Source organism: Brevundimonas sp., assembly GCF_013823285.1.
Taxonomy (GTDB): domain Bacteria; phylum Pseudomonadota; class Alphaproteobacteria; order Caulobacterales; family Caulobacteraceae; genus Brevundimonas.
The window spans coordinates 1-24,494 of the sequence record NZ_PNLV01000038.1; the positions used below are offsets into that span (position 1 = coordinate 1).

Annotated in this window: 24 protein-coding genes and 1 pseudogene; 8 read left to right on the forward strand and 17 right to left on the reverse strand. The window is 69.5% G+C overall.

Going from position 1 to position 24,494, the window contains the following annotated elements; all coding sequences use genetic code 11:
• The 3 genes and pseudogenes from C0461_RS07300 to C0461_RS07310 all read right to left on the reverse strand — a co-directional run.
• Positions 1-620 (reverse strand): annotated as a pseudogene (locus tag C0461_RS07300) (Fe-S cluster assembly protein SufB); the annotation flags it as partial.
• The gene (locus C0461_RS07305) at positions 621-1,757 is read right to left on the reverse strand and encodes a cysteine desulfurase family protein (RefSeq protein ID WP_292105262.1); all 1,137 of its coding nucleotides are present in this window, start codon (positions 1,755-1,757) and stop codon (positions 621-623) included.
• Positions 1,754-2,212: an Rrf2 family transcriptional regulator gene (locus C0461_RS07310; RefSeq protein ID WP_292105264.1), complete on the reverse strand. Its 459-nt coding sequence runs from the start codon at positions 2,210-2,212 to the stop codon at positions 1,754-1,756. Before C0461_RS07310 ends, C0461_RS07305 begins: the two co-directional genes overlap by 4 nt.
• A gap of 159 nt (positions 2,213-2,371) precedes the next feature.
• Here C0461_RS07310 and C0461_RS07315 point away from each other — a divergent pair, with 159 nt between their 5' ends.
• The gene (locus tag C0461_RS07315) at positions 2,372-3,022 is read left to right on the forward strand and encodes an alpha/beta hydrolase (RefSeq protein WP_292105265.1); all 651 of its coding nucleotides are present in this window, start codon (positions 2,372-2,374) and stop codon (positions 3,020-3,022) included.
• On the opposite strand, the gene C0461_RS07320 is transcribed toward C0461_RS07315, so the two are convergent.
• Together C0461_RS07320 and C0461_RS07325 are read right to left on the reverse strand one after the other, a co-directional pair.
• A complete protein-coding gene (locus C0461_RS07320; RefSeq protein WP_292105266.1) occupies positions 3,023-3,415 on the reverse strand; it encodes a type II toxin-antitoxin system death-on-curing family toxin in 393 nt (130 codons plus the stop codon).
• Positions 3,412-3,639 carry an AbrB/MazE/SpoVT family DNA-binding domain-containing protein gene (locus tag C0461_RS07325; RefSeq protein ID WP_292105267.1) on the reverse strand — a complete coding sequence of 76 codons (228 nt, stop codon included), beginning with the start codon at positions 3,637-3,639 and terminating at the stop codon, positions 3,412-3,414. The genes C0461_RS07320 and C0461_RS07325 overlap by 4 nt, the downstream gene beginning before the upstream one ends.
• A 61-nt stretch (positions 3,640-3,700) precedes the next feature.
• Between C0461_RS07325 and rnhA the strand changes: the two genes are divergently transcribed.
• On the forward strand, positions 3,701-4,138 hold the full coding sequence (rnhA, locus tag C0461_RS07330; RefSeq protein WP_292105268.1) for a ribonuclease HI: 438 nt from the start codon (positions 3,701-3,703) through the stop codon (positions 4,136-4,138).
• A gap of 12 nt (positions 4,139-4,150) precedes the next feature.
• Here the strand turns inward: rnhA and C0461_RS07335 are convergent, their stop codons facing one another.
• The 8 genes from C0461_RS07335 to C0461_RS07370 all read right to left on the reverse strand — a co-directional run bounded on the left by C0461_RS07335 (position 4,151) and on the right by C0461_RS07370 (position 10,250).
• Positions 4,151-4,609 (reverse strand): NfeD family protein, encoded by a 459-nt coding sequence (locus tag C0461_RS07335; RefSeq protein ID WP_292105271.1) that lies wholly within the window; start codon positions 4,607-4,609, stop codon positions 4,151-4,153.
• A gap of 3 nt (positions 4,610-4,612) precedes the next feature.
• Positions 4,613-5,611 (reverse strand): SPFH domain-containing protein, encoded by a 999-nt coding sequence (locus tag C0461_RS07340; protein WP_292105301.1) that lies wholly within the window; start codon positions 5,609-5,611, stop codon positions 4,613-4,615.
• A 109-nt stretch (positions 5,612-5,720) separates the two neighbouring features.
• Positions 5,721-6,590 (reverse strand): DUF817 domain-containing protein, encoded by an 870-nt coding sequence (locus C0461_RS07345; protein WP_292105273.1) that lies wholly within the window; start codon positions 6,588-6,590, stop codon positions 5,721-5,723.
• A gap of 7 nt (positions 6,591-6,597) precedes the next feature.
• Complete coding sequence (queF, locus tag C0461_RS07350) at positions 6,598-7,059, reverse strand: preQ(1) synthase (protein WP_292105275.1); 462 nt, start codon at positions 7,057-7,059, stop codon at positions 6,598-6,600.
• A gap of 23 nt (positions 7,060-7,082) precedes the next feature.
• Positions 7,083-7,835, reverse strand: coding sequence for an ABC transporter ATP-binding protein (locus C0461_RS07355; protein ID WP_292105277.1), 753 nt, complete (start codon positions 7,833-7,835; stop codon positions 7,083-7,085).
• On the reverse strand, positions 7,832-8,812 hold the full coding sequence (locus tag C0461_RS07360) for an iron ABC transporter permease (RefSeq protein ID WP_292105279.1): 981 nt from the start codon (positions 8,810-8,812) through the stop codon (positions 7,832-7,834). The genes C0461_RS07355 and C0461_RS07360 overlap by 4 nt, the downstream gene beginning before the upstream one ends.
• On the reverse strand, positions 8,809-9,618 hold the full coding sequence (locus C0461_RS07365; protein ID WP_292105280.1) for an ABC transporter substrate-binding protein: 810 nt from the start codon (positions 9,616-9,618) through the stop codon (positions 8,809-8,811). Before C0461_RS07365 ends, C0461_RS07360 begins: the two co-directional genes overlap by 4 nt.
• Positions 9,615-10,250 (reverse strand): TetR/AcrR family transcriptional regulator, encoded by a 636-nt coding sequence (locus tag C0461_RS07370; protein ID WP_292105282.1) that lies wholly within the window; start codon positions 10,248-10,250, stop codon positions 9,615-9,617. The genes C0461_RS07365 and C0461_RS07370 overlap by 4 nt, the downstream gene beginning before the upstream one ends.
• A 100-nt stretch (positions 10,251-10,350) precedes the next feature.
• Here C0461_RS07370 and C0461_RS07375 point away from each other — a divergent pair, with 100 nt between their 5' ends.
• Genes C0461_RS07375 through C0461_RS07395 form a run of 5 tightly spaced genes read left to right on the forward strand, consistent with a single transcriptional unit; the run spans position 10,351 to position 14,114 of the window.
• Positions 10,351-11,754: a glycosyltransferase family 2 protein gene (locus C0461_RS07375; RefSeq protein ID WP_292105284.1), complete on the forward strand. Its 1,404-nt coding sequence runs from the start codon at positions 10,351-10,353 to the stop codon at positions 11,752-11,754.
• A gap of 17 nt (positions 11,755-11,771) precedes the next feature.
• Positions 11,772-12,665 (forward strand): class I SAM-dependent methyltransferase, encoded by an 894-nt coding sequence (locus tag C0461_RS07380; protein ID WP_292105285.1) that lies wholly within the window; start codon positions 11,772-11,774, stop codon positions 12,663-12,665.
• Positions 12,662-13,459, forward strand: a complete 798-nt coding sequence (locus tag C0461_RS07385; protein WP_292105287.1) for an RNA methyltransferase — start codon at positions 12,662-12,664, stop codon at positions 13,457-13,459. Before C0461_RS07380 ends, C0461_RS07385 begins: the two co-directional genes overlap by 4 nt.
• On the forward strand, positions 13,459-13,929 hold the full coding sequence (locus C0461_RS07390) for an OsmC family protein (protein ID WP_292105288.1): 471 nt from the start codon (positions 13,459-13,461) through the stop codon (positions 13,927-13,929). The genes C0461_RS07385 and C0461_RS07390 overlap by 1 nt, the downstream gene beginning before the upstream one ends.
• A complete protein-coding gene (locus tag C0461_RS07395; protein WP_292105290.1) occupies positions 13,929-14,114 on the forward strand; it encodes a glutathione S-transferase in 186 nt (61 codons plus the stop codon). The genes C0461_RS07390 and C0461_RS07395 overlap by 1 nt, the downstream gene beginning before the upstream one ends.
• A 3-nt stretch (positions 14,115-14,117) precedes the next feature.
• Here the strand turns inward: C0461_RS07395 and hrpB are convergent, their stop codons facing one another.
• Both hrpB and C0461_RS07405 read right to left on the reverse strand, forming a co-directional pair.
• A complete protein-coding gene (gene hrpB / locus C0461_RS07400; RefSeq protein WP_292105292.1) occupies positions 14,118-16,556 on the reverse strand; it encodes an ATP-dependent helicase HrpB in 2,439 nt (812 codons plus the stop codon).
• Positions 16,557-16,840: 284 nt separating this feature from the next.
• Positions 16,841-18,271, reverse strand: a complete 1,431-nt coding sequence (locus C0461_RS07405; RefSeq protein ID WP_292105293.1) for a sodium-dependent transporter — start codon at positions 18,269-18,271, stop codon at positions 16,841-16,843.
• Between the two features lie 228 nt (positions 18,272-18,499).
• Between C0461_RS07405 and C0461_RS07410 the strand changes: the two genes are divergently transcribed.
• Complete coding sequence (locus tag C0461_RS07410; protein ID WP_292105295.1) at positions 18,500-20,167, forward strand: amino acid permease; 1,668 nt, start codon at positions 18,500-18,502, stop codon at positions 20,165-20,167.
• 88 nt (positions 20,168-20,255) lie between these two features.
• On the opposite strand, the gene C0461_RS07415 is transcribed toward C0461_RS07410, so the two are convergent.
• Together C0461_RS07415 and C0461_RS07420 are read right to left on the reverse strand one after the other, a co-directional pair.
• Complete coding sequence (locus C0461_RS07415) at positions 20,256-21,866, reverse strand: pectate lyase (protein ID WP_292105297.1); 1,611 nt, start codon at positions 21,864-21,866, stop codon at positions 20,256-20,258.
• 82 nt (positions 21,867-21,948) lie between these two features.
• Positions 21,949-24,494, reverse strand: a 2,546-nt coding sequence (locus C0461_RS07420) for a LamG domain-containing protein (RefSeq protein WP_292105299.1), incomplete at its 5' end; no start/stop codon positions are given.

Genomic DNA, 24,494 nt, shown 5'->3' on the forward strand with positions numbered 1-24,494 from the left:
ACCCCCGGCGGCACATAGACGAACGAGCCGTCCGAAAAGACCGCGCTGTTCAGGGCCGCGAAATAGTTGTCCGACACCGGCACCACCGAGCCCAGATACTGGCGCACCAGCTCCGGATGTTCGCGCAGGGCCTCGGAGATCGGCATGAAGATCACGCCGGCCTTCTTCAGCTCCTCCTTGAAGGTGGTGACCACGCTGACGGAGTCGAACACCGCGTCCACCGCATAGCGCGGCGCGCCCTCGACCCCGGCCAGAACCGCCTGCTCCCCCAGCGGAATGCCCAGCTTTTCGTAGACGGCCAGCAGTTCCGGATCGACCTCGTCCAGCGACTTGGGCCCGTCCTTCTTCTTGGGCGCGGCGTAGTAGTACAGGTCCTGATAGTCGATGGGCTGGTAGCGCACCGACGACCAGGTGGGCTCCTCCATGGCCAGCCACCGCTCATAGGCGGCCAGACGCCATTCCAGCATCCACTCGGGCTCGCCCTTCTTCTCCGAGATGAAGCGCACGATGTCGGTGTTCAGCCCCTTTGGCGCAAACTCCTGCTCGATGTCGGAGGTGAAGCCGTGCTTGTACCGCTCCAGCTCCGCAACCGTGTCGATTGTCTCTTTAACTGCAGCCATTTACGCGACTTCCTTCGCGCGCACACTCAGGCGCGCGACATGCTTTTCAAATGCGGCGGTCCACACGTCCGCGAACCGCGTCCAGTCGGATTCCTGCGTGCCCCAGCCGCCCGAGGCGCGCACCGCGCCCGTGGCCAGACGGTCCAGCCCCATGGCGACCAGCGTCTTGGACGGCTTGGTCTTGCCCGAGGAACAGGCGCTGCCCGCCGAGACCATCACGCCCGCCAGATCCAGCCCGATCAGCTGTTGCGGGCTGTCCCAGCCCTCCACCGCCAGGAACAGGGTGTTGGGCAGGCGCTCCACCGCCTCGCCGACCACGGCCGCGCCCGCCGCCTTGACCCGCTCGGCCGCCGCGTCGCGCCAGCTTGCATGATGCGCCGCTTGCGCCAGCTCGCCGCCGGCGATCTCGGCCGCGGCGCCGAAGCCGGCGATGCCCGCCGTGTTCTCGGTGCCCGCGCGCAGGCCGCGCTCCTGCCCGGCGCCGTGCAGGATGCGCACCAGGGTCAAACCCTCGCGCCCGACCAGAGCGCCGGACCCCTGCGCCGCGCCCAGCTTGTGCCCCGACAGGGTCAGGGTGTCCGCGTCCAGCGCCCGCATGTCCACGGCGATCTTGCCCGCCGACTGGATGGCGTCCACGTGCAGCCAGCCGCCAGCCGCCCGCACCAGCGCGGCGGCCTCGGCGATGGGCTGGATCACGCCGCTCTCGTTGTTCGCATGATGGATCGCGACCGCCGCCCGGCCCTGCCGCTGCAGCGCCCCGGCCAGCCAGTCCAGATCGACTACGCCGTTCCCGTCCACCGGCAGAACCTCCACCGGAACGCCGCTGGCCGTCGCCGCCTCGGCCACGCACGGATGCTCGGTGGCCGACACGATCAGCCGCTCGCAGCCCGCCGCGATGGCGCTGGCGATGCCTTGGGCGTTGGCCTCGGTCCCGCCGCTGGAGAACACCACCGCCGTCGGATCGGCGCCGACCAGCGCCGCCACCTGGGCCCGCGCCGTCTCGATGCGCGAGCGGGCGCGCCGGCCCAAGGCATGCACCGCATTGGGATTGCCCCCCTCGGCCAGCACCTCGGCCATGATCGCCCGCACCTGCGGCCGCACCAGCGCCGTCGAATTGTAATCCAGGTAGATGCTCACGCCGCCACCCCCTCGCGCGCATCCAGCGGCGCGGAACGGCGCGTCCGGCGCATGACCACGTCCTCGAGGCTGACGCTGGACAGATAGCGGTGGATCTCGTCCCCCAGCCCGGCCCACAGGTCATGAGTGATGCAGCGTTCGCCGCCGATCATGCAGCCCTTGGGCGAGCCCTGCACCGCACAGCGCGTGGCCCGGATCGGCTCGTCCACCGCCAGAACGATGTCCGACACCATGATTTCCGACGACGCCGACGACAGGCGGTATCCGCCGCCCGGCCCCCGCACGCTCTTGACCAGCCCGGCCCGGCGCAGGCGCGCGAACAGTTGTTCCAGATAGCTGAGGGAGATTTCCTGCCGCGCGGCGATCTCCGCCAGGGACACGGCGCGCTCACGCCCGTGGCGGGCCAGATCGGCCATGGCCATCACGGCGTATCGTCCCTTTGTCGAAAGTCGCATCGCGCACCTCAAGAAATCGCGCGCTTTTCGGGGCTCCTGTGCTAGAACCCGCGGCTTCATGGGCCATGGCGCGTGGGGTGGAGATATAAAGTCCTACCCCCATGGTCAAGTATTACGCAGCTGCGAAACGACAGTTGAAGACGGGATTCCACCAGATTCATGCCTGAAGTCATCCTGAGCGGCGCCTCCGGTCGCATCGAGGCCCGCTATTCCCCCGGCAAGCGCGAGAACGCGCCCATCGCCCTGATCCTGCATCCGCACCCCAAGGCGGGCGGGCACATGAACAATCCGGTGGCGGTGCACCTGTATCAGCTGTTCCAGAAGCGCGGCTTCGCCACCCTGCGGTACAACTCGCGCGGCGTGGGCAAGTCCCAGGGCGAGTTCGATTCCGGCATCGGCGAACTGGCCGACGCGGCCACCGCCCTGGACTGGCTCCAGACCGAGAACCCCGCCGCCAGCCAGACTTGGGTCGCCGGCTACCAGTTCGGCGCCTACATCGGCATGCAGCTGCTGATGCGCCGGCCCGAGACGGACGGCTTCATCTCGGTGTCGCCGCCCACCAACATCTACGACTTCAGCTTCCTCGCCCCCTGCCCGGCCTCCGGCCTGTTCCTGCACGGCACGGCCGACACCATCGTGCCGCCGGTCGAGGTGGAGCGCGTGGTCAACAAGCTGCGCACCCAGAAGGGCATCACCATCGACTACGAGCTGGAAGAGGGCGCCACCCACTTCTGGCAGGACCATCTCCCCGCCGTGGAACGCCGCGTCGGCGCCTATCTGGACATGCGCCTGGAAGCCGACCCGGCGTAGTCAGCCGGCCGTGCTCCGTCGCAGCCAGTCGGCGAGATCATCAATCCCGATTTCGCTGGCCGCGACGGACAGCATGGTGCGAATGGCTTTAACCTTGTCAGCGCGCAAGGGCCGCCCGTTCAGGGCCAGGAACAGGATCATCGCCTGAAAGGCGGCCCGCTTGTTGCCATCCACAAACGGATGGTTGGACGCAACGCCGACCGCATAGGTCGCCGCCAGAATGCAGATGTCTGTCTTGCCCTCGTAATGGAAGCGATTTCGGGGGCGTTGCAACGCGGATTCGAGGAGGCCCTCATCCCTGACGCCGCTCGGGCCACCATGCAAGGCCAGTGTCCGATCATGCAAGACAATCAAGGCCTGCTTCTCCAGCCAGACCGGCTCGCGCTCGCTCACTTGGCCAAGGCCCGGAAGACCTCGCGGTGTTCATCCATGAGTTGCTCGCCCAGATCGATCTGACGCTGGACATTGTCGTCATAGGCGGAGATCCGCAGGGAGCCGTCAGGTGCGCGGGTCAGGTAAAGCGTGTCACCCTTGGCGGCCCGCAGTTCGTGCAGGGCCTCCTTGGGGAAAACAGCACCGATGGAGTTGCCCACCTGGGTCAGCTTCAGCGGAATCATGCGACTGGTCTCCTTTGCGTCCTCCTATATAACACACGTTATAACATTCCGCGAGCCGCCCTTGTCCCACGTCATCATCCACACCGACGGCGCCTGTCGCGGCAACCCCGGTCCCGGCGGCTGGGGGGCGGTGATGCACTGGGGCGAGCGTGAGAAAGAGCTGTGGGGCGGCGAGAAGCTGACCACCAACAACCGCATGGAGCTGATGGCCGCCATCCAGGCGCTGGAGGCCCTGACGCGCCCCTGCAAGGTCGAGCTGCACACCGACAGCAAATACGTCATGCAGGGCATCGAGCAGTGGATTCACGGCTGGAAGGCCCGCGGCTGGAAGACGGCGGACAGGAAGCCGGTCAAGAACGAGGACCTGTGGAAGCGCCTCGACGCCGCCCGCGCCCGCCACGACGTGCGCTGGCGCTGGGTCAAGGGCCACGCCGGCCACGAGTGGAACGAGCGCGCCGACGCCCTGGCCAACCGGGGCGTGGATGAGCTGAAAGGCTAGCGCCCGGCCAGACTAGCCCACCCGCACCTTCAGGCGCGACCCGCTGACCGACTCGACCACCACGCTCTCGCCCACCATCGGCGCCTCACCCTCGATCTCGGCCGCCCATTCCGACCCCGAGATGAACACCCGGCCGCGGCCCTCGGCGAAGGCCTGGACCACCTGGGCGCGGTGGCCAACCAGCCGGCTGTCGCGGTCGTTGATGTCGGCCGCATCGCCCGGGTTGATCCGCTTGATGAGTCGCCGCGCCAGGACGGTGAACACCACCGTCAGCAGGGCGAACACGATCAATTCCCCCGTCCAGCCCAGCGGCAGACCCAGGGCGGTCAGCACCGCCACCACCCCGGCGGCGGCGGCGGGCCACAACAGCCATTCGGTGGTCATGCTGACCTCGATGGCCAGCAACGCCACCCCGATGGCCAGCCAGATCCAGAACGGCTGGGCCGAATAGAGGTCGATCAGCCAGTCCATGGCCTACTCCGTGCCGGGGACCGACCCGCGCGGACGGCGCGGGGCGGTCTGGGTCGGCGGGGGCGAGTTCGTGGTGGTCGGCCGCGCGGCCGGACGAGCCGCCTGACGGTCGTCCCGGCGGTCCTGCTGCTGCTCCCTGGCCAGGCCGACCAGTTCGCCCAGGCCGGCGATGGTGCCGACCAGTCCGCCCATTTCGGCGGGCACGATGACGGTCTTCTGGTTCGGGCTGCGAGCCAGCTCGGCGAAGGCCTCCACGTATTTCTGCGCGACGAAGTAGTTGATGGCGTTGACGTCGCCCGCCGCGATGGCCTGGGACACCATGGCGGTGGCGCGGGCCTCGGCCTCGGCTTCCCGCTCGCGGGCCTCGGCGTCGCGGAAGGCGGCTTCCTTGCGGCCCTCGGCCTCGAGGATGGCGGCCTGTTTGGCGCCCTCGGCCCGGGCGATGGCGGCCTGCTTCTCGCCGTCAGCCTCGGTGATGATGGCGCGCCGCTCGCGCTCGGCCTTCATCTGGCGGGCCATGGCGTTGGTGATGTCCACCGGCGGGGTCAGGTCCTTGATCTCGATCCGGTTGACCTTGACGCCCCACGGCTCGGTGGCCGCATCGATCACGGTCAGAAGGCGCGAGTTGATGCTGTCGCGCTGGAACAGCACCTCGTCCAGCTCCATGGAGCCCACCACCGTCCGCAGGTTGGTCGAGCACAGCTGGGTGATGGCGTAGTTCAGATCATCGACCCGATAGGCCGCCGCCGAGGCGCTCATCACCTGGATGAAGACGATGGCGTCCACCTTCACCATGGCGTTGTCCTTGGTGATGACCTCCTGCTGGGGCACGTCCAGGACCTGTTCCATCATGTTCATGCGCCGCCCGATGCCCTCGACGAAGGGCGTCAGGAAGCTGATGCCGGGGCTCAGGGTGCGGGTGTATTTCCCGAACCGCTCGACGGTGAACTCGCGCCCCTGGGGCACGATCTTGATGACGCTGAACGCCAGGGCGATGGCCATGACCACCACAACGATCGCAAATACGGACAAACCCATAGGCAGCCTCCCTTTTCAGCCAAAGCTTATCGCGCCGCGCACCGCCCGACCATCGAAACCGGAACGGGGCCGATTAAATCCGCGTCATCGGAGCTTCCGGCTCCGGCCGGCGCACCAGCGACACCAGCACAAAGCTGATGATCATCAGCAGATACCAGCTGCCCATCTTGGCCAGGGACACCGGCGACCATCCCTCGGCCTGGTCCGGATAGATCCAGGCCCGCGAGAAGGTGCCGAGGTTCTCGGCGAACCAGATGAACAGCGCCACCAGCAGGAACCCGAGCAGCAGCGGCATCCAGCGCCGCTTCCGGTCCGGCGTGAAATGGATGCGCGTTCTCAGGAACAGCAGCGCGGTCACAGCGAACAGGCCCCAGCGCACATCCATCACCCAGTGATGGGCGAAGAAATTCACATAGATCCCCGCCGCCAGCAGCCAGGTGGTCCAGACCGGCGGATAGGCCGTGTAGCGGAAGTCGAAGATGCGCCAGACCCGCGCGATATAGCTGCCCACCGCCGCATACATGAAGCCCGAGAACAGCGGCACCTCGCCGATCCGCAGCAGGCTGGGCTCGGGGTAGATCCATGATCCCGCCGCCGTCTTGAACAGCTCCATGATGGTGCCGACCACATGGAAGACCAGGATCACCCTGGCCTCGTCCCAGCTCTCCAGCTTCAGCAGCAGCATGGCCGCCTGGATCGCCACCGCCCCGATGACCAGAAAATCATACCGGGCCAGCGGCGCGTCATCGGGATAGAACAGGTGCGTCCCCACCAGCAGCGCCAGCATCAGCCCGCCGAACAGGCAGGCCCAGCCCTGCTTGATCCCGAACATCAGGAATTCGAAGCCCCAGCGGGTCGTGCGCCGCCGGTCGGTCCATTGCTGAAGGCGGCCCAACCAGTGCCGGCCCCAGACCTCCAGCGGCAGACGCCGGGCCTCGCTCATGGAAGCGTCAGCCCCGGCCGCGGTAGGTCGGCACGCCCTGATCGGGCAACCACAGCCCCTCGGGCGCCGGGCCGGTCTGCCAGAACACGTCGATGGGGATGCCCCCGCGCGGGTACCAGTAGCCGCCGATCCTCAGCCACCTGGGCGCCAGCAGGTCCGCCAGCCGCTTGCCGATGGCCACGGTGCAGTCCTCATGGAACGCGCCGTGGTTGCGGAACGACGTCAGATACATCTTCAAACTCTTTGATTCGACGAGCCATTCCCCCGGTGCATAGTCGATCACCAGATGGGCGAAGTCCGGCTGGGCCGTCACCGGGCACAGGCTGGTGAACTCCGGGGCGGTGAAGCGCGCCAGATAGAGGGTGTCGGCGTGCGGATTGGGCACGCGCTCCAGAACGGCCTGTTCGGGGCTGTCGAAGCCCCGTACATCGCCGCCGAGCTGGGTGAGGCCTGAAGTGTTCGTGGTCATGGCATCGCTTTAGCCTCTGACGCTCAGAGCCGCCAGCTGTTCAGCACCGGCCCCTGCGGCGTCTCCAGCCAGCGGGCGCCGACGCCGAACACCGTCGCCATGACCTCCGGCGCCAGGGCCTCACGCGGCGCCCCGTCCGCGGCGATCCGGCCTCGATCCATCACCACCACCCGATCGGCGTGACGCGCGGCCAGGGACAGGTCGTGCAGGCTGACCAGCACCGCAGCCCCCGCTTCTGCCCGGCGGCGCAGCACGTCCATGACCAGCAGCTGGGCGTCGGGGTCCAGCCCGGCGGCCGGCTCGTCGGCCAGCAGGATCGGCGCCTCGGTCGCCAGAAACCGCGCGAACAGCACCCGCGCCCGCTCCCCGCCAGACATCTCGGCCACCCCCCGCGCGGCCAGCCGACCCGCGTCGATCTCGATCAGCGCCTCCAGGGCCCGGTCGCGCGCGGCATGACCGGACAGAGACGGCGCGCCCAGGGCCGCCACCTCGACGGCTGGCATGTTCCAGGCGATGCGCCGGTCCTGCGGCAGCCAGGCCAGGCGCGCGGCCCGGTCGCGGGGCCCGAAGGCCGTCAGGGGCCGTCCCTCCAGCCGCGCCTCGCCCTTCGACAGCGGCAGGGCGCCGGTCAGGGCGCGGATGACGCTGGTCTTGCCCGCGCCATTGGGGCCGGTCAGGGCGACCACCTCGCCCGGCAGGATCGACAGATCCACATCCGACAGCACCTCGCGCCCGTCCAGCAGGGCGGCGGCGCCGTGCAGGGACAGGGCGCTCACAGCCGCCACTCCCGTGCTGCGCGCCAGGCGATCAGGGCGAACAGCGGCGCCCCGACCAGGGCTGTGAACACCCCCAGTTTCAGCTCCTGATCCGTGGGCGTCAGCCGCGCCGCCAGATCCGCCGCCACAAGGATCAGCCCCCCCGTCAGGGCGGCGGGCAGCAGAACCCGGGCGGGATCGCCCCGCACCGCCCGGCGCACCAGATGCGGCGCCGCCAGACCCACGAATCCGATCACCCCGGCCACCGCCGTGGCGGCGCCCGCCGCAAGGGCAGCGGCGATCAGGGCGGCGGTCCTGAGCCGGCCCATGGACAGCCCCGAGGTCGCCGCCGTCTCCTCACCCAGAGACAGCATCCGCAGGCCGGGCGCCGCGAAGGCCGCCAGCAGGCTGGAGACCAGCACCATCGGCGTGACCCAGACAACATCGAACCAGCTGCGGTTCTGCACCGACCCCAGCAGCCAGCTCATCACCTCGGCCGAGGCGATGGGCGAGGGCGACAGGTTGAAGATCAGGGCCGTGGCCGCGCCGGCGAAACTGGACATGGCCACGCCGAACAGGATCAGCGCCTCGGGCGCCCGGACACGCGCCGCGAAGATCACCAGCGCCGCCCCCGCGATCCCGGCGCCCGCCAGGGCCGACACCTCCACCACGCCCGGCAGGGCCGCGCCGCCCATGACGATGGCGAAGGCCGCCCCCAGCGCCGCGGCGGCCGACACGCCCAGCACGCCAGGGTCCGCCAGCGGATTGCGCAACAGTCCCTGCAGCACAGCGCCCGACAGGCCCAGGGCGGCGCCCACCATCAGGGCGCAGGCGATGCGCGGCGCCCGCACCTGCCACAGCACCTGGCCCTCCAGCGACGCCGGCTCGGTGAAGGCGAGGCGGTACTGGGCCGCGCTCAGGGGCGCCTCCCCAAAGGTCAGTGCCAGGCCGGTCGCCGCCACGATGGCCAGGATCAGAAAGACCGAAAGCCGGGTCATGGCCGCGCCGCCTGAGCCGCCAGCGACTCAGCCGCCTCGGCGGCGAACCAGGCCGGGCAGCCCATCGCTGACCCGGGCAGACGGGTAATGGCGCGATCGTCGATCAACCGCCGAAGGGCCGGATGCCGCCCCGGCCCACGCCAGTCGGCCCGCACCTGCTCATAAAAGGCCAGGACGAACCTCGCCGGCGGCTCCAGCAGCAGCCGCTCGACGCTGAGCGGCGCGAACCAGGGGCTGGGCGAGAGAGGCCGCAGCCCCGCCGCCCGCAGGACCGCACCCGCCAGCGTCTGTTCGCCCGCCGTGAAGCCGCCCGCGGTCATGTAGAGCGCCGAACCCGAAGCTCCCGCTTCGGCGGCCCGCGCCAGCCGTTGGTCCATTTCCGCGATCAGGCCGCGCCCCGCATCCTCCCGGCCCAGCGCCTCCGCCACGCGCCGCACATTGGCGCGCACCCCGTCGAACTCGGTCGCGTCCTCTATGTCCACCACAGTGACGCCGCGACGCTCCAGCGCCGTCAGCAGGCGGGGCTCCCCGCCCCAGTAGCGCAGCACCACATCCGGCCGCGCGATCAGCGCCGCCTCCAGCGTCGGCCGGACCCGCGCATGTCCCCGGGCCCGCGCCCGCAAATGGGAGTCCGGATCGTCGGCGCGGGGCGACAGGAACAGCTGGTCTTCGGGACCGCCCAGGGCCAGGGCGAACTGATCCGCGCACTGGTCCAGCGACAGGATGCGCAAGCTCTCGGCCCGCGCCGCGTCCGCACAGAAGAGCGCCAGCCCCAGCACCAGCGCCGCCCCCCCGCGCCGGATCATCGCTTCAGCACGCTCTCGAACAGGGCGTCCAGCATCGCCCCCACCAGGTCATCCGGCGCCTGCCAGTCGAGATAGGGCTTGGTGATGATCAGGGAGACCACGCCGTGGACGCCGGCCCACAGAATCTGGGCCGTGGTCGCTGGATCGTGCCTCAGGCGGTTCGAACCGCCGGTCTCCTCGATGACAGCGACAAAGGAGCCGTAAAGGCCTGCGCCCAGCTCGCGGGCCACGTCCTCCGCGCCCCCGCGCGCTTCCTCGGGACGCGTCATGTAGATCAGGCGGTAGGCGTTGGGATTCTCCAGCCCGAACCGGGCATAGGCTTCCAGCATGCGACGAAGCCGGACCTCCACCGGCGCCGGGTCGGACCCGATGCGCGCCGTGGCCTCCGTCAGCCGCGCGAAGGCGCTTCGGCAGATTTCGGCCAGGATTTCGCTCTTGTCGCGAAAGTGCATGTAGAGCGCGGTCGACGACAGCCCCACCTCGTCCGCGATCTTGCGGATGGTGGCGCCCTCATAGCCGCACTCCACGAAGATGCGCTCGGCGGCCTCGAGGATTTCGGCCCGGCGCTCGTGCCCCTCGCCCTTGGGCTTGCGTCCGGCACGCGGCGCGGCGGCGGTAAATGACTCTGCCAAATCAGCCTCACGCGAAACGGAGGCGTCTGAATAGCGGCATTTGACGCACCGCGCCAACCGGGCCTTTCTGTCGGCGGGGAGACGGGAGGGGGAGTGAAGCGTGCATCACGGATCCGATCCATTGCCGGTGACGGGGCCCCCGCCTTCGCTGAGCGCCCGACGGCGCGGACTGGACGCCGGACAATTCACTGCCCTTCTCCTTGGCCTGACCGGCCTGGCGCTCGCCGCCATCACCACGCCAGACGCCCTTGTCTGGACGATCATCCATGGGCTGTGGCTGCTGTTTCTGGCGGCCGGCCTGTGGCGCGTCGCCGCTGTGGCGATCAGCGAGCACGCGCCACCCGCCCCCCCTCCGGCCGCAGACCTGCCGCCCTACGCCGTCGTCGCTGCGCTCCGGCATGAGGCTGCCATGATCCCCCAGATCGTCGCCCGTCTCTCGCGGCTGGACTACCCGGCGGACCGGCTGCGCGGTTTTCTGGTCATCGAGGCGGACGATGGGGAAACCATCGCCGCCGCCCACGCCTGCCCGCGTCCGGACTGGCTGTCGGTGCTCGTGGCCCCGCCGGGCGCGCCCATGACCAAGCCCCGCGCCCTCAACATCGCCCTGAGCCGCGTCGCCGGAGGTCTGGTCACCGTCTACGACGCCGAGGACGAACCCGATCCCGGCCAGCTGCACGAGGCGGCGGCGCGGTTCGCCTCGGGCCCGCCCCGCCTGGCCTGCCTCCAGGCCCCCCTGCGCATCCGTCCGGCCGCCGATCCGGCCCGTCGCCGCCCCTTCCTGGACCGCCAGTTCGCCGCCGAATACGCCGCCCTGTTCGAGGTCATCCTGCCCGCCCTGGCGCGGCTGGGCCTGCCCTTTCCGCTGGGCGGCACCAGCAATCATTTCCGGGTGGACGTCCTGCGCCAGGTCGGCGGCTGGGACCCCTGGAACGTCACCGAGGACGCGGACCTTGGCTATCGGCTCTGGCGGCGCGGCTGGCGCCTCGGCGTGATGTCCGCCCCGACCTGGGAGACGCCGCCCGGCGATCTCCACACATGGCTGCCCCAGCGCACGCGATGGCTGAAGGGATTTATGCAGACCTGGCTGGTGCACATGCGTCGGCCCCTGTCTCTGGGATGGAGGGGACTGCTCAGCCTGCACCTGACACTCGCCCTGGCGCTGGTCGCCGCAGCCCTGCACGCCGGAGCCCTGGCTCTGCTGCTGGGCCTGACCATCAGCGCCCTCATCTATGGCCTTGCGCCGGCCACGCCGCCGCTGGCGGTGCTGGTGCTGATCGCCGGCGCGTCCTCCAGCTGGCTTTCGGCCTGGGTCGGGTGCCGGCGGGCCGGCGTTCCCTACGGCCTGCGCGACATGCTGACAGCCCCCCTCTACTGGTCCCTGCTCAGCCTCGCCTTCGTCCACGCCCTCTGGCGGCTGGTCCGCCAGCCCTTCGCCTGGGACAAGACTCCCCACGTCCCCGATAAGCCCGCCCACGATCACCGCACTGGACGACAGCCCGCCTGACGGCCTAATCCCCGCCCATGGCCCCCCTGATCGCATCAACGCCCGAAACCCTGCGGACCACGGGCTGGTCCGACTACGCCCTGATCGACAGCGGCGACGGCAGGAAGCTGGAACGCTACGGCCGCTTCACCGTGGTCCGCCCGGAACCCCAGTGCTTCTGGAAACCCGCACAGCCCGAGCTGTGGGACAAGGCCGACGCCGTGTTCGACCCCGAGGGCGACGACGAGGACGGCCGCTGGAGCTTTCGCGGCAAGGCCGTCGACCTGTTCCCGCTGGCCTGGAACGAGGTGCGCTTCAACAGCCGCTTCACCCCCTTCCGCCACCTGGCCTTCTTCCCCGAGCAGGCCGCCAACTGGGAATGGCTGGATGGGCGGGTTCGGTCTCTTGAGAAGCCGCGCATCCTGAACCTGTTCGGCTACACCGGCGTGGCCAGCCTCGCCTGCTCGGCGGCGGGCGCCGAGGTCACCCATGTGGACGCCTCCAAGAAGTCGGTGAACTGGGCCCGCGAGAACGCCGCCCTGTCCGGCCTTGAGGACCGCCCCATCCGCTGGATCGTCGAGGACGCTCGCAAATACGTGGCCCGCGAGGTGCGGCGCGGCTCGAAATATCACGGCGTCATTCTGGACCCGCCCAAATACGGACGCGGCCCCACCGGCGAGGTCTGGCGGCTGTTCGAAGACCTGCCGCAGCTGGTGCACGACTGCGCCGCCCTGCTGGACGACGACGCCTCCTTCCTGCTGCTGAACGCCTACGCCGCGCGCATCTCAGGCCTGTCGCTGGCCCACCTGACGGCCGAGGCCACGGCGGGGCGCGGCGGCGTCATCGACTGGGGCGAGCTGGCTCTGGTCGAAGAGAGCCCGCGCGGCGCCGAGATCGGCCTCAGCTTCTTCTCCCGGTGGAGCGCCTCGTGAACGAGCGGGTCATCACCTCCCTGACCAATCCCACGGTCAAGGCCATCCGCGCCCTGCACGCCCGCAAGGGCCGCGACGAGTCCGGCCTGTTCCTGGCCGAGGGGCTGAAGTTCATCGGCGAGGCGCTGGATCTGGACCGCGCGCCCCGCACCCTGCTGGTGGGTCAGGACGCCCGCCCCCACCCCCTGCTGGACCGCGCCATCAAGGCCACGACGGCCAGCGGCGGCGAGATCATCACCGTCAACCGCGCCATCCTCGAGAAGGTCTCCCGCAAGGAAAATCCTCAAACGGTTCTGGGGGTCTTCCAGCAGGTCTTCACCCCGCTGGACAAGATCAATCCTCGCGCCGCCCCCGCCTGGGTGGCGTTGGAGCAGGTGCGCGATCCCGGGAATCTGGGCACCATCATCCGCACCTGCGACGCGGCGGGCGCCGGCGGCGTCATCCTCATCGACGACTGCTGCGACCCCTATTCCGTAGAGGCCGTGCGCGCCACCATGGGCTCGGTCTTCGCCGTCAGCGTCACGAAGACCACCACCGACGCTTTCCTGACATGGCGCGAATCCTGGCCGGGCAGCGTCATCGGCACCCGGCTGGACGCCACCCACGACTACCGCGCCGCGCCGGTCGAGCATCCCGCCCTGATCCTGATGGGCAACGAACAGGCGGGCCTCACCGACCGCCTCGCCGCCGCCTGCGACGTCAATGTGAAGATCCCCATGCGCGGCCGCGCCGACAGCCTGAACCTGGCCATCGCCACGGGGATCATGGTCTATGCCGCAACCGAGGGAACCTGATGTCCAGCCACACCCTGACCGTGCTCTGGGAGAACCAGGGCGAGCCCTTCACCGACAACCGCTACAGCCGCGCCCACCGCTGGCTGTTCGACGGCGGGATCGAGGTGGTCGCCTCATCCTCCCCTTCGGTCGTGCCCGTCCCCATGTCGCTGGAAGCGGCCGTGGACCCCGAGGAGGCCTTCATCGCCTCCATCTCCAGTTGCCACATGCTGTGGTTCCTGGCCCTGGCCGCCAGGGCCGGCTTCAAGGTCATGCGCTATGAGGACCAGCCCGAAGGCCACGTGGGCAAGAACGATCAGGGCAAGCTGTCGGTCACCGTGGTCACCCTGCGCCCCGCCGCGACCTTCGAGGGCGACGCCCCCTCGGCCGAAAAGCTGGACGCCCTGCACCATCAGGCCCACGAGCACTGCTTCATCGCCCATTCGGTGAAGACCGAGGTGCGCTGCGAACCGCGAGAGGAGGCCGCGTGATGTCCCTCAACATCAAGGATGCCGTCAACGATACCTGTCCCTGGTCCGGCAAGCCGATCAGCGCCGACAGCCTGACCACCTGGCGTGGCCACGTCGTCGGCTTCTGCAACCCCGGCTGCCGCGACAAGTTCGAGACAGCGACCCGGGCGTTTGACCAGGCGATCGACAAGGCCGAGCAGCCCTGAGCCTCACGTCCCGCGCGGCTTGACCCGATTGGTGGGGTCGGCGTTGGCCGGATCCTCGGGCCAGGGATGCTTCGGATAGCGCCCGCGCATGTCTGCGCGCACGTCCGCCCACGACCCGGCCCAGAACCCCGGCAGGTCCTTCGTCACCTGGATCGGCCGCCGCGCCGGCGACAGCAGGGCCAGGGTCAGGGGCGTGCGGTCGCCCCCCACCACCGGATGGGTCTTCATCCCGAACAGCTCCTGCACCCGCACCTCCACCCGGGGCCCGCCCTCAGCGGCGTAGTCGATGGCCGCGCCGGTCCCCAGCGGGGTGGTGAACCGCTCCGGCGCCTCGGCCTCGATCCGCCGGTGCAGGTCCCACGGGATCAGCCCGCGCAGGGCGTCGTGCAGCGCCCCCGGCTGCACCCCCTTCAGCGACGAGACCTGATCCAGCAGCGGCGCCAGCCAGTCCGCCCGCGCCGCCCACAGCGCATCATCCGAAACGTCGGGCCAGCGCTCATCCCGCGCCCGCAAAAACGCCAGCCGCGACCGCAGCCCCCGCGCCGCCTCGCCCCACGGCAGGGCGTCCAGCCCGCCCCGTTCCACCTCCCCCATCAGGGCCGCGGTCAGGGTCGCCCGGTCCGGCGCGCCCAGATTGGACTCGGCCACCGTCAGGGCCCCCAGCCGCGTCACCCGGCGCACCTCCCGGCGGCCCGACGGGGCGGCGACCAGCCGGCCCTCCACGCTCAGCAGCCGCGCGAAATCCTCCGCGATGGTCTCCCCGTCCAGCGGCGCGGCCAGCCGGATGCGGTCGCGCGCATCACGCCCCCCGCCCAGCTCGCCCACCGCCAGCCATGTATGCCGGGCCAGCGCATCGGTCGGCTCCACGAACGCCCCGCGGCCGGACGCCAGCTGATACTCCCCCGTCTTGCCCCGCGCCTTGGCGATCCGGTCCGGAAACGCCTCGGCCAGCAAACGACCCGGCGAAACCTCGCCCCCCTTGCGGCCGCCCGCCGCCTTCGCCCAGCGGTCGGCCAGCGCCCGCGCGTCCCTGGCCCGCGACGACCCGTCCCGCTCCAGCCGCCGCAGCCGCTCGCCAAGATCCGCGTCGTCCCCGCCCAGACCCGGCTCGCTGAGCAGGGCCGCGACCCGCGCGGCGGTCAGGGCGTCGCCCTCATCCGCCCCGAAGGCGACCATGTGCGCCAGTCGCGGCGACAGGGGGATGGCGGCGATGCGTTCCCCGTGCGGTGTCAGCCCGCCCGCCTCGTCCAGCGCCCCCAGCCGGGTCAGCACCGTCCGCGCCTCTGCAAAGGCGCCCGCCGGCGGCGGGTCCAGCAGGGCCAGATCATCCACCGACCGCGCCCCCCACCGCGCCAGATCCAGCGCGAAGCCGGTCAGGTCCGCCTCCAGAATCTCCGGCCGCTGATGAGGCATCAGGCCCCGGGTTTGTTCGGCGTCCCACAGGCGGTAACAGACCCCCGGCTCGGTCCGTCCCGCCCGTCCCCGCCGCTGGTCCGCCGACGACCGGCTCACCGGCACGGTGGCCAGTCGCGTCAGCCCACTGGCGGGATCAAAGCGCGGAACCCGCGACAGCCCCGCGTCGATCACCACCCGCACCCCCTGAATGGTCAGGCTGGTCTCGGCGATGGCGGTGGCCAGCACGATCTTGCGCACGCCGTCCGGCGCCGGCTCGATGGCCCGGTCCTGATCCCGCCGGTCCAGCGCCCCGTACAGCGGCGCCAGAATCAGCCGCGCGTTTTCCAGCGGCGCCAGCCGCTCATGCACCCGCCGGATCTCCCCCTGCCCCGGCAGGAACACCAGCATGGAGCCGGTCTCCTCGGTCAGGGCCAGCCGCACCGCGCGGGCCACGGCGTCCTCGATCCGCTCGGCCGGATTGCGGCCCGCATAGCGCGTCTCCACCGGGAACATGCGCCCCTGCGAATCGATCACCGGCGCGTCGTCCAGCAGGGCGGCGATCCCCACCTGATCCAGCGTCGCCGACATCACCAGCAGCCGCAGGTCGTCGCGCAGCAGCCCCTGCGCCTCCCGCGCCAGAGCCAGCCCCAGATCGGCGTCCAGACTGCGTTCGTGGAACTCGTCGAACAGCACCGCCCCGATCCCCTCCAGCCCGGGGTCGGACAGGATCATGCGCGTGAACACGCCCTCGGTGATGACCTCGATGCGGGTGACGGCGCTGACCTTCGTCTGGGCGCGGGTCCGGTAGCCCACGGTCTGGCCCGCCGGTTCGCCCAGCGTCTGGGCCATGCGCTCCGCCGCCGCCCGCGCCGCCAGCCGCCGGGGCTCCAGCACCAGCACCTTGCGCCCGTCCAGCCACGGCTGATCCAGCAGCGCCAGCGGCACGACCGTGGTCTTGCCCGCGCCCGGCGGCGCCGACAACACCACCGCATTGCGCGCGGCCAGCGCCGCCTTCAGCGGCGCGAGAACCTCATGGATGGGCAACATGGGCGTTCTCTACACAGTTGGACTCCTTCTCGCATCGGAAGTCCAAAGGCCGGCGCTTCACCGCCTGGCGCCTTGTCATCCCCCCTCCGCTCACCCCAGCGAAGGCTGGGGTCCAGATCATAAGGCTCTGTCGCTGGACGGCCGTCCTCCCACCCCCCGAAGCATCGGGTCCGCCATCTGGACCCCAGCCTTCGCTGGGGTGAGCGGTAAAAAGGGCGAACACGCCCGCCGGAGTCAGACTCAAGTTGGACGGATTTTTACGTCCGGAGTCTGACAGCCCATTCTCAGCCCAGCAGGCCGGGGAACAGGCCGATCACCAGGATCGCGGCCACCGCCAGCGGGCAGACCCAGGCGATCAGGAACCGCCACATGACCAGCACCGGCCCGGACAGCCCGGTCTCGGCGTTCACCAGCTTGCGGTCCGCGAACCAGCCGATGAAGATCGCGGTGATCAGGCCCGACAGGGGCAGGAACAGTCGCGAGGTCATGCCGTCGATGGCGTCGAACCAGTTCGCATTCTCGAAGCCCGGCACGAACGGGATGGGCCTCTGGTCCGCCAGGAGGTTGAAAGACAGGGCCGACAGCAGGCCGATCAGGAACACGAGAATTCCCATCAGCATCGCCGCATTGAAGCGCGACATGCGGAATTTCTCGGTCACCCAGGCCACGGAGATCTCCAGCAGGGAGACCGAGGAGGTCAGGGCCGCGAAGAAGGCCAGCACGAAGAACAGGAAACCCACGAGCGCCCCGCCCGGCATGGCGTGGAAGGCCGCTGGCAGGGTCTGGAACATCAGGGTCGGGCCGGCGTTCGGCTCCAGCCCGACGCTGAACACGATCGGGAAGATGGCCAGGCCGGCGATGATGGCCACGCCGGAATCGGCGAAGGCGATGATGCCGCTGGTCGATCCCAGATTGGTGTCCCGCGACGCATAGGCGCCGTAGGCGATCATGGCGCCGCCGCCCAGGCTCAGCGAGAAGAACGCCTGTCCCAGGGCCGCGCTCAGCACGCCCGGCTGCAGGGCCCGCTCGAAGTCCGGGGTGAACAGGAAGGTCAGCGCCGCGCCGAAATCGCCGGTGATCGCCGCATAGACCGTGATGGCCAGCAACAGGATGAAGAAGGCGGGCATCAGCCAGACCGCCGCCGCCTCGATCCCGCCCTTGACCCCGCGCGCCACGATCAGGGTGGTGGCGGCCATGAACAGGAACTGCAGCCCGACCAGAAGGACGGGATTGGCGAACAGGTTGGGCATCAGCGTGCGGATGTGGTCCACCGACTCGGTGGCATAGGCGCCCGCAAGCGGCTGGCCCCCGACGATGGCGCCCAGCAGGTCTGCGCCGCTGGTGTAGACGAAATATAGCACCCAGCCGGCCACCACGCCGTAGAAGGTCAGGATCAGGGTGTTGGCGATCAGGCCGACGATGGCCAGGGCGCTCCACGCCGGGCTCGCCCCGGACTGGCGCGCCAGATAGGCCGCGCTGGCAATGGTCGAGCGCTGGCCATGGCGGCCGATCAGGGTCTCGGACAGCAGCAGCGGCGCCGCGATCAGGGCCACGAACAGAATGTAGAAGAAGACGAAGGCCCCGCCTCCGTTCATCCCGGCCTCGGTCGGAAAGCGCCAGAGGTTGCCCAGCCCTACGGCGGACCCGGTGGCGGCCAGCACAAAGGCGGCGCGCGAGGACCAGCGGGCCTGACCCGGCGGCGTCGTAGCGATCATCTTGATTCCCGTTCCCTTCGGCGTCGCATCCCCACGAGCGCGCCTTGTTTGGCTGGACCTTACGGAGCAGCCCCGGTGAATCAAGGCTTTCCGGGGCGCCGATCGCCTCACGAAAGAAAAGGAACCGCGTTCGTAAATGACGATTGCGTGAACACGGGACCAGGCATAGCGTCCCCGTCCAGCGCGAACGGCGTCAATCGGGATCGCCCGCGTGGAGCATCACCCTGCATGAGTGCAGACGCCTCGCCCAGGACCGGCAACCGCCTGTTCCTGAAGAAATCCATCGCCCAGATTCAGAAAGAAGCCGCGAAAAGCGAACTGAAGCGCACCCTGGGGCCCATCAATCTGGTCAGCCTGGGCATCGGCTGCATCATCGGGGCGGGCATCTTCGTGCTGACCGGCCAGGTGGCCTCGGCCCACGCCGGCCCGGCCATCATCTTCTCCTTCGTGCTGGCGGGCATCGCCTGCGCCCTCGCCGGCCTCTGCTACGCCGAGCTGGCTTCCACCATGCCGGTCTCCGGCTCCGCCTACACCTACGCCTACGGCACCCTGGGCGAGGTGTTCGCCTGGATCATGGGCTGGCTGCTGGTGCTGGAGTACGGCGTCGCCGCCTCCACCGTGGCGGTCGGCTGGTCCGGCTATGTCGTCTCGATTCTGGCGGACTTCGGGGTGATGTTCCCCACCATCATGGTCGGGGCCGAGGCGGCGCCGCAGTTCGCCACCCCGCTGGTCCAGGCGGTCATGCAGGACACCGGCCAGATCCTGTTCCAGCCCACGGGCACTTTCAATCTGGTGGCCGCCATCGGCATCGGCATGGTCTGCCTGCTGCTGGTCATGGGCGTCAGCGAGTCCGCCAACGTCAACAACGTCATCGTCATCATCAAGCTGCTGGTGCTGCTGACCTTCGTCGCGGTGGGCCTGGCCTACATCAACCCGGCCAACTGGCAGCCCGTCATCCCGCCGACCCCCGAGGGCGGCACCTGGGACCAGTTCGGCGTCGGCGGCATCTTCCGCGGCGCGGCCATCATCTTCTTCGCCTATGTGGGCTTCGAGGCCGTCTCCACCGCCGCGGCCGAGGCGCGCAATCCCTCCCGGGACGTGCCCATCGGCATCCTCGGCGCCCTGATCGTCTGCACCATCATCTACATGGTCGTCGCCCTTGTGATGACCGGCGTGGTGCCTTTCCTCGAGCTGGCCAGCCCCGCCCCCATCGCCGTGGCCATCGACCGCATGGCGCTGGACTGGGCCAATGTGCCCCTGGCCGTCGCGCCCGGCGGCGAGCTGAACCTGATGAGCTTCCTCATCAAGATCGGCGCGATCACCGGCCTGTCCTCGGTCATGCTGGTGCTGTGTTTCGGCCAGACCCGGGTGTTCTACACCATGGCCCGGGACGGCCTGCTGCCCCGCGCCTTCGCCCTGGTGCACCGGAAGTTCCGCACCCCGTGGATCGGCACCATCCTGCTGGGCGTCGCCATCGCCGTCGCAGCGGCGTTCCTGCCCATCGGCATCCTCGGCGACCTTGTGTCCCTGGGCACCGCCCTGGCCTTCTCCATCGTCTGCTTCTCGGTGATCATGCTGCGCATCCGTCACCCGGAGCTGGAGCGTCCGTTCCGGGTGCCCGGCGGCGTCGTGACGGCCACCCTGGGCATCCTGGCCTGTCTGGGTCTGGCGGGGCTCAACTTCACCCCGATGATCCAGCACGCCATGAACGACAACCCGCTGCCCCTGACCATCCTCGGGGTCTATGCGCTGGTCGGCGCGGTGATCTACGGCGTCTACGGCTTCTGGAACTCCAAGCTGGCCAAGGGCATCGACATCACCGAGGACCCGGCCCTGTCCAGCCCCGTGGAAGGCCTCGCCGGCCACGTGGACAACATCAAGGAAGACCGGGACTGACCACCGTCAGCCCGGCTCTCCGGCAAGGAAAAGGGCGGCGTCGCATGCGACGCCGCCCTTCTTCTTTTCACCGCTGCATCGCGCCCGGTCAGCGCGCGCCCAGGGCCTGGATGAACTGGCCCATGTTGCGGATGTAGACGCTGGTGGACACGCCCTCGACCGGGAAATCGGTGACATAGGGCGAGGTGTCCCACTGGTCGCCCACCCGGGTCAGACGGTACTCGCCCGGCGTCACCTCGGCGGGGCTTTGCCCGATGTAGGGATTGCTGGTGGTCGTCAGCGGGGTCGACCAGTAGCCGCGCTCATTGAGCGTTCCGATCAGGTCCGCCACCCGCTCCGCCGACGGCGGATTGGGATCGAAGCCCGGGGTGTTCAGGTCCGACACGTCCACATCCTTCAGCGTGAAGTATCGCGGCAACTCGCGCGACCCCGACTCCGCAAGCAGGGGCGAACCCGCGCTCGCCTGCTCGGGCGACAGGGCGGCGGCCGCCTCGTACTCGGCCCGCAGGGCGTCGGTGTCCACCGCCCGGAACGAGCCGTAGTGGATGACCGTGTCGTTGGGGTTCTCGTCGGCATAGTAGCTGCCGTTGGTGATGTTCGACCCCCGGCGGTGGATGTACAGCGGACGCCCGTTGCCGATCTGGATGAAGGTCGGGTGGGTGCGGCCCGGCGGACGGATGTCGGCCGGCGCGGCGACGGACTCCAGCCAGTCGATGGCCTCGGGAATGCGCGCCAGATATTTGCGGTCCCCGGTCAGGCGATAGAAGCCGATCAGGGCGCGGATATTGTCCGCCGTGGTGTGGGTTGCGAAGGCGCGCGGCTCGATGCTGCGGGCCGGCGCCGGCGTCAGGTCATGCACATGGTGCTGCAGGCCCCAGCCGGGCTGCGGCATGGGCTGCTGGGTCTCGATGAAGATGTCCATGCCCCGGCGGATCGGGTCCAGCAGGCGCTGCTCGCCCAGCGCCTGATAGGCGAAGATCAGGAACTCCAGGTTCTCCCCGGCCACGTCGTCATTGAAGGTGATGAAGCGGGTGTAGTCGTCCTCATCCTCCGGCAGCGGGAAGCGCTGGGGCCAGCCGCCGTTCGGGTACTGGGAGTCCAGAACGAAGTCGATGGCCTTGTAGAGCGGCCCCCGATAGGTCTCGTCGCGCTTCTCCAGATACATCCGCAGCAGCAGCTGCGCCGACTCCGAGGTGCCCGCGTCGTCGAAGGTGCCGTTGCCGTAGCGCTTGCGGAATTCCTCCAGCCGCCAGGCGTTGGCCGCCACGGTGTCGTACCACTGCTGCTCCGCCGCCTCGCCGCCCGTGTCGTGCACATAGTTCCAGCCCCCGGCCGGAACCTGGGCCCCGATGATGGCGGCCGTCGCGCTCTGGGCCGCCTCGTAATAGAACTCGTCGCCGGTGGCGTGATAGGCGTCCAGGAACAGGTGCCCCATGGTGGCGGTGCCCGGCGGCTGGATCCAGATCATCGTCGGCGACGCTTCCAGCTCGCCCCAGCGGCGCGAGAAGTCCGGCAGGTACGACCAGACATAGCCGCCGTTCACCGCCGCCTCCTCCACCATGAACCGCGTCGCCCGCTTCATGGCCTCCAGCACAGCCGGATCGGCCGAAGCCTGTGCAAAGGCGGACTTGCCCGCGAAACCCGCCACGGCGGTGGTGGCGGCGAAGGCGGACATCAGGGCCCGACGGGAAATGGACATGGTGAAACTCCAGCAATCGGGACGGTCAGGCCGTCCATGAAACAGTGCGGCCCGCCCTGCGTCCACAGGGCGGGCCGGATGATCAGAGGCGGACCTCGTTGTTGAGCAGGGTGACTTCAGCGGCGTCACCGTCGGGTATCAACCGCACCCGATGGCCTTCGGCGACAAAGCCCGGGGGCAGGCCCAGCACCACCTCGGCGGACTTCGGCGTCAGGTCGTCGGCAGCGGCCAGGGCCTCGCTGCGGCCGCGCGCGATCTCGCGGCCCGAAGCGTCCTCCAGGATCACCGTGGCGGCCGGGGCCGCGCGGATGCCCTGGTTGAACACCTGCACATGCAGGGCGCCGTTCTCGATCCGCGTGGTGCGCGGACCGATGGCCAGATCGGGTCGGTCGTGGACCACCTCGCCAGACGCCTCGGCCAGCGAGAACTCATGGATGGTGGTGACGCCCGGCGCGAAGGCCAGCGAGGTGGAGCGGCTGCGCTCCAGCGTCACATCCCGGGTCTGGCCCCGGCCGTCGATGGCGTCGTCGCCGTTCCGGTCCGCGCCGGACCGCACCGTCCACCGGCCGGGCGTGACGTTCCAGCCCGTCATCTCGGCGCTGATCTCGCGATCCGAGCCGTTGAAGGCGATGACGGTGAAACGCTCCGGCGTGGCGCCCGGCATCAGGATGGCGATGTTTTCGGCGTCGCCGTCCCGGCCGAACCGCCAGCTGACCGTATGGCCCGGGAAGGTCTGGTTGCGTCGCAGGGCCATGCCGCCCAGCCGCACCCGTTGCAGGAACTCGCTGTAGACCTCGACCCGGTCGCTCCACCAGTGGCCCTCGGTCATCATGAACATGCGCTGGCTGGCCCGCTGCACCTCCTCGCCATACAGCCGCTCCAGATACGAACGGTCGCCGGTCATCTCCCAGGCGGCGTAAAGCGGGAAGCCCGAGGCGCCGCGCGCGTTCGCCTGTTCGACCAGGGCCTGGCCCCAGTCCTCCCGGCGGTCCAGCGCGTCCAGGGTGTTGGCGTTCAGGATGGCCAGCTGGCCGGGACCGCGCTCACGAACCCGGGCTTCCAGCGGCGCCAGGTACTTGTCGTCCCCGGTCCAGCGCCAGGCGGCCCAGAACATCTGGTACGGCGCGATGTCGCCGGCCTCCAGGCTGCCCCGCGCCTCATCGGTGCGCCAGTTGATATCGGCCGGGAAGCTCCAGTTCCCCTCCGCGTCCTGTATTCCGTGGGCCAGGTAGTGATCCGACATGGTGGTCACCAGCGACCGCATGGCGGGATCGCCATTGTATTCGCCCAGCAACAGCGCCGCATGCAGGATCAGATAGGAGTGCGGCTTGGACCACTCCCAGATGCCCTCGCGCACCACGTCCGTGGCGCTGAAATAGTTGCTGACGAAATGGGTGTGGCCCGCCGCGTTCGGCTCGATGATGCGCGAATAGTTGCGCGCCGTGGTCATCAGCCGGTCGACCACCGTGGGATCGCCCCAGTTGAGATACATGGACTGGGCGTCGGAGTTCTGGCCCTCCTCATAGACGTGGAGTTCGTCCGTGCGGATCGTGGGCAGGCCGTCGGTGACCATGCCCAGACGATAGATGGCGTCCGTCATCCGGTTCAGCGAACCCGTGACCTTGTCCGGCATCAGGCCCATCAGGGCCGCACCGGGCCACTGGTTGGTCATGTCTGTGTCGTCCGACAGACCGCCGCCGAAGTCGCCGTACTCCGACTGACGATTGTCGATCCACCACTCCATGAAGTGGCGCAGCAGCCGCATGTGCTCCATCTGGCGGAAAGCCCAGACGGGGGTGCCCGCCGGAGCCTCGGCCTGTTCGAAGGCGGGCCAGGGCTGGCCGGGATTGGTCTCGGCCCAGTGGAAGCGCGCCTGCTCGTGATCAGGATCGACCCGCAGGATGTCCTCCAGATCGCGCATGTATCGGTCATGCAGCCGCAGACGACGGTTCTGGGGCCGCTCCTCCACCAGGAACGACAGATTGTCCCTCACCTGCTCGAAACGGTCCGCCACATGCTCGACGGCGGCGGCCTCGCGGCTCTTGAACACCAGACGCACGCGCGCGCCGTTCAGGCTGTCGGCCGTCAGGCCCTCGCCGGCGCCCGCCACGGTGAAATAGAGGCTGCCGTCGTTGGGCAGGATGCGGTCGCGGGTGTCCAGCCACAGGCTGTAGGGCCGGTTCGGCTCGATGGAGACATTGACGTCCAGCAAGTCCCGCTCGGGCCACAGCGGGTCCTTGACGCGGATGTTCAGCGGATAGAGGCCGCCGTGGGTGGGCGTCACATCCAGCGGCGGCAGGTCCAGCTGGATGCCGTCCAGGCCGCCGTCATAGTTGATCCAGCCATGGGTGCCCCGGTGCGCCGGTTCGCCCGGCCGCGAATCCCGGAAATCGAACGGGATCATCACGTGGACCAGAGGCAGACGCCCCGGCTGCGCGCCGCTATCGCCGCGCGCGGGCCGGCTCATCTCGATGGTTGTGGCGGGCAGCGCCACCACCGTGGCCCGCTCCTCGGCCGGATGGCGCCCGGCCACATGGTTCAGCAGGACGTCCAGCGCCGGATAGTCAGGCGCCACGCTGCTGTCGATCACATAGTTGAGTTCGGACGTCCCATCCGGCGCGCGCGCCG

What these genes read in the sequence shown, in the direction of transcription:
- C0461_RS07310 (WP_292105264.1), bottom strand. Translation starts at nt 2,212, where the DNA reads ATGCGACTTTCGACAAAGGGACGATACGCCGTGATGGCCATGGCCGAT.
- C0461_RS07315 (WP_292105265.1), top strand. Translation starts at nt 2,372, where the DNA reads ATGCCTGAAGTCATCCTGAGCGGCGCCTCCGGTCGCATCGAGGCCCGC.
- C0461_RS07325 (WP_292105267.1), bottom strand. Translation starts at nt 3,639, where the DNA reads ATGATTCCGCTGAAGCTGACCCAGGTGGGCAACTCCATCGGTGCTGTT.
- C0461_RS07335 (WP_292105271.1), bottom strand. Translation starts at nt 4,609, where the DNA reads ATGGACTGGCTGATCGACCTCTATTCGGCCCAGCCGTTCTGGATCTGG.
- C0461_RS07340 (WP_292105301.1), bottom strand. Translation starts at nt 5,611, where the DNA reads ATGGCCATCGCCCTGGCGTTCAGCGTCATCAAGATCGTGCCCCAGGGG.
- C0461_RS07345 (WP_292105273.1), bottom strand. Translation starts at nt 6,590, where the DNA reads ATGAGCGAGGCCCGGCGTCTGCCGCTGGAGGTCTGGGGCCGGCACTGG.
- queF (WP_292105275.1), bottom strand. Translation starts at nt 7,059, where the DNA reads ATGACCACGAACACTTCAGGCCTCACCCAGCTCGGCGGCGATGTACGG.
- C0461_RS07360 (WP_292105279.1), bottom strand. Translation starts at nt 8,812, where the DNA reads ATGACCCGGCTTTCGGTCTTTCTGATCCTGGCCATCGTGGCGGCGACC.
- C0461_RS07365 (WP_292105280.1), bottom strand. Translation starts at nt 9,618, where the DNA reads ATGATCCGGCGCGGGGGGGCGGCGCTGGTGCTGGGGCTGGCGCTCTTC.
- C0461_RS07380 (WP_292105285.1), top strand. Translation starts at nt 11,772, where the DNA reads ATGGCCCCCCTGATCGCATCAACGCCCGAAACCCTGCGGACCACGGGC.
- C0461_RS07390 (WP_292105288.1), top strand. Translation starts at nt 13,459, where the DNA reads ATGTCCAGCCACACCCTGACCGTGCTCTGGGAGAACCAGGGCGAGCCC.
- C0461_RS07395 (WP_292105290.1), top strand. Translation starts at nt 13,929, where the DNA reads ATGTCCCTCAACATCAAGGATGCCGTCAACGATACCTGTCCCTGGTCC.
- hrpB (WP_292105292.1), bottom strand. Translation starts at nt 16,556, where the DNA reads ATGTTGCCCATCCATGAGGTTCTCGCGCCGCTGAAGGCGGCGCTGGCC.
- C0461_RS07405 (WP_292105293.1), bottom strand. Translation starts at nt 18,271, where the DNA reads ATGATCGCTACGACGCCGCCGGGTCAGGCCCGCTGGTCCTCGCGCGCC.
- C0461_RS07410 (WP_292105295.1), top strand. Translation starts at nt 18,500, where the DNA reads ATGAGTGCAGACGCCTCGCCCAGGACCGGCAACCGCCTGTTCCTGAAG.
- C0461_RS07415 (WP_292105297.1), bottom strand. Translation starts at nt 21,866, where the DNA reads ATGTCCATTTCCCGTCGGGCCCTGATGTCCGCCTTCGCCGCCACCACC.